At 65.2% G+C, this 773-nt stretch carries 1 protein-coding gene; it reads left to right on the top strand.

Annotated elements, in window-relative coordinates; translation table 11 throughout:
* A partial coding sequence (locus ACXJKO_RS31905) for an IS110 family RNA-guided transposase (RefSeq protein WP_457094998.1) occupies nt 1-742 on the top strand: 742 nt, incomplete at its 5' end.
* Nucleotides 743-773 lie beyond the last annotated feature (31 nt).

Raw genomic sequence — 773 nt, 5'->3', positions numbered from 1 at the left:
GGCGGTGCAGCGGCCGACCATGTCGTTCGTGGCGATCAAGACGCCAGACCAGATGGATCTGCTCGCCCTGCACCGGGTGCGTTCACGCCTGGTCAGTCAGCGCACAAGCGTCACCAACCAAATCCGCGGCTTCCTTCTCGAGCGCGGCATCACCGTGCGCCAGGGGCTTGCGCCGTTGAGGCAGGCGTTGCCAGGCATCCTGGGTTCGTCCTCTGACGCCCTATCGCTGCGCATCGTTCACCTCATTGCTGATTTGGCTGAGGATTGGCGCCGGCTCGACGCGCGCATTACCGATGTCTCCGCCGAGATCGAAGCACTGGCTGCTCAAGATGAGCACTGTCAGCGCCTGATGAGCGTCCCGGGCGTTGGACCGATCATCTCATCCGCCGTGGTGGCGGCGATTGGCCCCAGGGCCGGGTTCAAGCAGGGGCGGGACTTCGGGGCTTGGCTCGGGCTGGTGCCCAAACAGGAGTCGACCGGCGACCGCACCATCCTGAGCAAGATCCCCAAACGCGGCAACAAGTACCTGCGGACGCTCTTCGTCCAAGCCGCCCACATCGTGCTGGTGCGTCGACCGCATGGGGCGAGGCTCGGCCTGTGGCCCTGGATTGAGACCACGGGCCGGAGGCTGCATCGCAACATGCTGGTGATTGCACTCGCCAATAAGCTCGCCCGCATTGCCTGGGCGGTGCTGGCGCGCGGCCCCGCCTATCAGCCCAGGAGTGCTTTTCATGCCGTCTGAGGCCTGAGGCGAACTTGCTCGTGAGCCTTTC

Source organism: Microvirga sp. P5_D2, assembly GCF_054049475.1.
This window is presented reverse-complemented; position numbering and strand designations above follow the sequence as displayed.